At 42.9% G+C, this 5,960-nt stretch carries 6 protein-coding genes; 4 read left to right on the forward strand and 2 right to left on the reverse strand.

Features of this window, described 5'->3' with window-relative positions:
• From BM202_RS37990 to BM202_RS36300, 3 genes are all read left to right on the forward strand, one after another.
• A partial coding sequence (locus BM202_RS37990; RefSeq protein WP_218160659.1) for a hypothetical protein occupies positions 1-260 on the forward strand: 260 nt, incomplete at its 5' end.
• 499 nt (positions 261-759) lie between these two features.
• Positions 760-1,968, forward strand: a complete 1,209-nt coding sequence (locus tag BM202_RS36295) for a hypothetical protein (RefSeq protein WP_093835469.1) — start codon at positions 760-762, stop codon at positions 1,966-1,968.
• A gap of 12 nt (positions 1,969-1,980) precedes the next feature.
• Complete coding sequence (locus BM202_RS36300) at positions 1,981-2,628, forward strand: hypothetical protein (RefSeq protein ID WP_093835471.1); 648 nt, start codon at positions 1,981-1,983, stop codon at positions 2,626-2,628.
• A 114-nt stretch (positions 2,629-2,742) separates the two neighbouring features.
• Here BM202_RS36300 and BM202_RS36305 read toward each other — a convergent pair whose 3' ends face one another.
• Positions 2,743-2,943: a hypothetical protein gene (locus BM202_RS36305; RefSeq protein ID WP_093835473.1), complete on the reverse strand. Its 201-nt coding sequence runs from the start codon at positions 2,941-2,943 to the stop codon at positions 2,743-2,745.
• Positions 2,944-3,362: 419 nt separating this feature from the next.
• Here BM202_RS36305 and mobV point away from each other — a divergent pair, with 419 nt between their 5' ends.
• Positions 3,363-4,886 (forward strand): MobV family relaxase, encoded by a 1,524-nt coding sequence (gene mobV, locus BM202_RS36310; RefSeq protein WP_093835475.1) that lies wholly within the window; start codon positions 3,363-3,365, stop codon positions 4,884-4,886.
• An 8-nt stretch (positions 4,887-4,894) separates the two neighbouring features.
• On the opposite strand, the gene BM202_RS36315 is transcribed toward mobV, so the two are convergent.
• Entirely contained in the window at positions 4,895-5,872 is a 978-nt protein-coding gene (locus BM202_RS36315) for a replication initiation protein (protein WP_093835477.1), read from the reverse strand.
• Positions 5,873-5,960 lie beyond the last annotated feature (88 nt).

Here is a 5,960-nt window from a genome sequence, read left to right on the forward strand (position 1 = left end):
ATGTTCCCTTTCGCTTATCAAATGTTCCCTTTAGACCTCGTATTTATGTGAAAATCAATTACTTACAGCCTCTACAAATAGAACAAATAATACAAGTACACAAAATTTGTGTTGAAAAAAAAGCGGTATTTAGGGAGGCTACCGCAAACCAAAAAAAGCTGCCGCAGACAGAATACGAAAGGGGAAAAGGAAAAGCAGAAAAAAACAAAAACACCAAAAGACATAACAGGGAAAAGGGGGTCAACTATAAATTTAGTTAGTAATTGATTTTTTACTAATCCCTTTAGTAGAAAAGTGCAATAAATTGGGGTGGTGACATACTAAGTCACCACCCCAATTTATTGCACTTTAGTAAGACCTGTTGTATAACGATTGTTATGTTAAGGGAATATTACTAGAAACCTTGTCCAACATTTTAGAGTAACAACATATAAGAATAATACATAATAGTAATTTATAAAGAATTGTGAATTTTATTCTAAGTGGTAGTAGATAAATGTATATACATATAAAAGGGGCTTTAACGTGGTTTTAATGAGAATTTGTGCACAAAAAATGTAAATGAGTAAGTATAAATGCTTATTATAAAACCGTATACTTAATGTTGGTAAAATATAAATTATCTTATATATGGTTACATTTTATTGATTAAATGACAATGAATTACAATCTTGCCTCAAGATAAAGCCCCACAACAGTTTGGCGACGGGAGTGGGGCTTTTTAAGAGTCTAATGTTTCACCACTAAACAATTAAAGGTATGATTTTTTTTAAGAGCTCTTTTGCTTTTAGTACCAAATCAATCAGTTTTTTACTGATCAGTGTATTGGTATATGCTTGTCATGGGCTAGAACCGAACGATATAGGTGCGAATGGAGCTAGAAGTCTAGCAATAACCGACCCATTCAATTATACAGAAACGAATTTAAAGAAGCTTGGTAAAGGTGTCATTTTAGCTGCCTCAGAAGATAGTAGCTTTAGAAACTTAATATATGCTGAAATCGAGAAAAAATTCGATGGTGATTACAATGTCTTAATAAAAACACTTAACCAAAAATCCACTGCCTTAAATATCAATTTACGAGAGAAAATTCTACAGGCTAATGAGAATCCCTCAGATGATAACGCATTAATTGCGTTCGATAACATTGAAGGAAAATCGTACAATCCTCAGGTATTTATCCCTTTCTATCAAGAACTTAAGAAAGAAGGAAAAATAGGTATAGGAAACCCAGTTTTAGTGGTTTTTAACGGCAAAGTGAAGAAAGATAATTTGGAAGAAGCATACATATTGAATAAAAATCAAGTTTCCAAGGCTACTTTTCTAGTAGATGAAGAGTATGCTAAAACCCATGAGGTGTGGGTTTTAGCAATTAATGATCGCACTGGTGGTGATTTAGATAAGAAGATAAATCAACCCAAAAATACTCCGGTGGCTGATAAAGGCGCCAGAGCAGCTACTGCATATGATTACGCATATATAACAGGAGTGGGAATTTCTCAAAATAAAGAGAGTTGGGCATCTGGTGACAACGATGTATATTTTACTTGTATTTATACTAGTGGCCCACCTAGTACTAATCTTCCTGATTATACAACAGATTATGTCGATGATTGGTCTGTAAATGAATTAGGGTTGTTTAAGGAGTTCAATTTTACGCTAAAAGAAATTGCTACAACAACCTCTGGTGTTAGCTTGTTTGGCGGCTATAATTCGTCTGGCGCATTTGGCACCAAGTATCATGCTTTCGTATTGTATGAACATGACAATTTCCCTGCTGTTTACAACACAGCGCATATAACAATAGACGGATACACATCAGAATTAGAATATCGATCAGCAGAGAGTTCCTATATGGAAGATTTCACTGATGCAACTCCCCACCTTGTTAATATACATAGTGTCTATTATTATGACAAAAGTAACGGCGCTTCACGAGTAAGAACTGGTGTATCTCATTACAATTAATCTTTAAAGCTTATGAAATACGTAATAATCCTCTGGATGTTCTTCACATTGTCTATTGCTCAAGGTCAGAATTCTTCATTGACGATTGGACCGGTTATTTCGTATGATTATTATGCGACTAAGCTCACAAATGGCTATTCATCAAATATAAAGTCCATTAACTCTATAAGTTACGGAATTGGACTTTCTTATTTAAAAAACCGATGGCTATTTGATCTTAAAGCAACCACAGCGGAGCGAACTTACCTATTGACAACTTATGTACCCTATGTACCACCAAGTGGTGAAAATAAGACAGATCGAGTAACGTCGAGAGCACAATATTATACGTTCCCACTTACAGCGTCTTATCGAATAGCCGAAGCGAATAAGTTTCAACTATTTGTCGGTGCTGGATTACTGACAGAGTGGGTTCCAAATGCGTTTAAATATGAATTTCTTGATGCACAGGGAACTGTTCCTCCAACGATTAACAATCCCCCAACTGCCATTTATTTTGGGGGCATTCTACAAAGCACAGTCAGGTATTATTTGAACAAGTCTTTGTTACTTCAACTTGAACCTACTTTTCGTTATTTGCCTGAAGTACAAACTTCTTTTGGATTCGGTAATAGAAAAGGAATTAGTGCACTCCTAACAGTGGCTTATAAGTTTAATTAGTAGCTCCTATATGTCTTTAATCCCTGATCTGACTAGCTCTAAGCCAGATCAGGGATTTGTCATGATTCTCCATTACGAATTTTCTTCATATCTCATACTCGAAACATTGAATGGCTATAAAAGCAACCCGATAAGTTCGAGTAGCCATTTGGTCTTTTCCGCACCGAAAACCAAATCAGACCAGCCATAGTGATCCGCCACAGCAGAGAGGATCATCAGGACGAAAATGCAGAAGTTACGGAGCTTCTCATTGAAGCTCTTTGGGTCGGGAGTGGGCATAGAAGCCGGTGGCGAAGGTAGCAGCGGTGTGCTCATATAGAGGGATGGGTTAACAGGTTGAAGATACGGTACTGGAGGTCGGTTCGATTCGGTTTCTTCTCTTTGCTGAGAAGTCTCCTAGCCAGGTAAGAAACATTACTTTCTGCACAAGATTACGGGGTAGAAACGTAGCAACCTGAGCCATAATCGGTTTCGCTTATAGCTCATAACCTGCCCAAGTTGTGAGAAGCCATCGGGATTAAAGGGAAAGGAATATACCTACCTGTATAAGTATTTCAAATCGTTTACTACCTTGCCATTGCTTTCGCGCGCGTACCACCTTTTAAAAACAAAGGTGGACTCACTCCACAAGTGAACTCAGCTTAGACCCTCCCTACGGTCGGTTCTCGCGGAGATTCCCTTGTTCGTTCGTCTCGCAGAGCGTGACATACAATTTAAATCTATCCCCGTTTTCTATGGCTTTTGCTATTTTACGAGTGGCTAAATTGAAGACGATGGGCAACATCAGCGGCCACGGTTCGCATGTCGAACGCCAGCGCGAAACGCTCAATGCCGATCCGGCTAAGTTGGATTTGAACCAGCGCCTAGCCGGCACTGACGACCCAGCCGCCGACGTCAAAGTGCGCTTTGATGAGATGCAAATCGAACCCCGTAAAGGGGCGGTGGTGGCCATCGACGTCTTCATCACGGCCAGCCCGGAACACTTCAACACCAACCATCCGGACGACCCCAACTGGAAAGCGTTCCAGGACAAAGCGATGGCCTTTCTTCGCCAGGAGTACGGTGCTGCTAACGTCGTGCACGCCATAGCTCACCACGACGAGACGAGTCCCCATCTGCACGCTATTGTGACCCCTATCCGCAGCAAGACCATCAAGGTCGGCCGTGCCGTTAAGAAAGAGCGAACCGAAAACCGGCTGTGCGCACGGGACTGGTTGGGGGGTGATCGGATCACACTGAGTAAACTACAAAGCCGCTTTGCCGATCATGTCAAAGACTTAGGCTTAACGCGTGGCATCGAGGGCAGCGGGGCCACCCACACCCAGGTGAAGCAGTTCTATACCCTGATGAAGGAAACGACCGAAAAGGCCCAGGCTATTCAACTCGCTCTGGCTCCCATTGAGAAGGATTACTACGTCAAAGCGGTCGACAAGCCCCGGACCATTGACCGCATCTACCAGCATGATTACGCCAAATATCAAGTGGAGCAGGCCCTAAGCAAGGTATCCAGCCAGATCGAACAGACCAATAAAAATGCTGAAACAGCGCGTCGTGGCCAGTTGGTGAGCCTGCAAACGCCGGTGACGGATGCGCTGATCCAGAAGGGGCAAACCCGCCAGAGCCAGGCCGAGCAAGCCCTGGCGCAGCTGGGCTACCGGCTGAATGTACACGGGCAACTGGAGAATATCCTGGAGGAGCGTCAAAAAGCGCTCAGAACGACGCTCACGCGTAGTCTGGGTAAATGCACCACCATCGACGAGTTACGGGCTGATTTAGCCGGAAAAGGCATCAAAATGGGCTTTTCTAAAGATCATCAGGAAACCTACCAAGGGAAGAGCTACAATGGGGTCGTTTTTAATGACGGTCAGGGTAAGCTATGGGGGCATGAGTTAGGCCCCGACTACACCACGCTGCGGATCGTTGAGCAGTTAACCCAGTTGGCTATCCAGCGTGAACGGGCAGAGCGGGAGAAAGCTTATCAGGCCACGTTTAATCAGGTTTTAGCGGACTACTTCAAACTCCACAAGGGGGATGCGAGCAAAGTGGCCCGTATGTTAGCCACGACTACCCCACAGCAGCGTCAGGACGTGCTCAATCAGTTTACCCAGGTACACGGCCCTGAAGGGGCCAAGTACGCCCGGCAGCAGTTCGAGAAGCTGTATAAGATGACTGATTTTCAGCTAGCGGCTGAGCGGGATAGTCTTAAGAAGGCTGGCCACGATGTAGGCTTAGATAAGGGCCTTAAAATCAGGCGATAGATGCCCAATTATATTTCCTTTTCCTTCCCCTTTGGCTGTTTCAAGCCCAGGCGAGTAAGCAGATATCCGGCCACATTCTTTTCGACTTTGACTTTACCGGTCTGCAACTCATAGGCAAACTTGTTGACTTCCTGAATCAGTTCGGCCGAGTTCATGATCTGATTAACCACATCGGCCCGCTTGATATTCCACTTCTCCAGTAAGAGCCGGACGTTTTGATACTGGCTTTCGGATACTCCTGTTGGAGCAGCTCCCGGTTTAACCGCTCCATCTTTGATAGGTAGCGCTACCGTTAGTGGCTGCGATTTGACAGTGAAGTGGATATTTTTGAAGCTACGGCCCTTCTTTTCAAGAATGTAATCAATCTGTAAATCAGTGTGTTGATTGATTTGCTTAACTGATGCGTCCAGTACCCGCTTTTTGAACATTGCTACTTTAGTGTACTCCTGATCCCCTTTGTTATTAAGCAACCCGATCATACGCTTAAACTCGTCAATATCCTGTTTTGGAGTTTCCCTTTTGTCCTTCCATTGGCTGCACAAAGCATAGATCCGTTTGGCGTGTTTGCTGCTTAATCGTAGAGCAGAATAGAGTTGAAAAGAGGTGAAATTGGCCTTTAAATCAAACATATAAGGCTGAATGGTCTGGGTAAACTTGACCTCAATAACCCCCGTTCCATGAATATAATCGACCGTATCGAACATCCACATTTGCCGCCATACCTGCCGCCCTTTCTTATCCGTTTCGTTGGGTATTTCAAACATCCGGCTCCCCATGCCTTCCGTGGCCAGCCGTAGTTGTTGATAGTTGTATTTCTTGCCTGTCAGCTTAGCCATTTCCGGCACTGAAATTTCATAAACTCCCTCGGGTTGGTCTTTTCGCAGACTAGAAAGCAGGTATAAGAAAATGTCTAATTGTAGTTCTGAATACTCGTACCGGGCATTTGTAATGGCATTATGCTGGCGTACTTGAGCAACACTTTCCATTGATATATAAGGGTTTATAACTTAGAGAAACAAATATAAGAAACTGTTTCTAAAATATGTTCCCTTTCGCTTATCAAATGTTCCCTTT

The sequence above is a fragment of the Spirosoma endophyticum genome (genome assembly GCF_900112365.1).
Classification (GTDB): Bacteria; Bacteroidota; Bacteroidia; order Cytophagales; family Spirosomataceae; genus Spirosoma; species Spirosoma endophyticum.

Coding starts and splice junctions, on each gene's coding strand:
- BM202_RS36295 (WP_093835469.1), top strand. CDS start 760: ATGATTTTTTTTAAGAGCTCTTTTGCTTTTAGTACCAAATCAATCAGT.
- BM202_RS36300 (WP_093835471.1), top strand. CDS start 1,981: ATGAAATACGTAATAATCCTCTGGATGTTCTTCACATTGTCTATTGCT.
- BM202_RS36305 (WP_093835473.1), bottom strand. CDS start 2,943: ATGAGCACACCGCTGCTACCTTCGCCACCGGCTTCTATGCCCACTCCC.
- mobV (WP_093835475.1), top strand. CDS start 3,363: ATGGCTTTTGCTATTTTACGAGTGGCTAAATTGAAGACGATGGGCAAC.
- BM202_RS36315 (WP_093835477.1), bottom strand. CDS start 5,872: ATGGAAAGTGTTGCTCAAGTACGCCAGCATAATGCCATTACAAATGCC.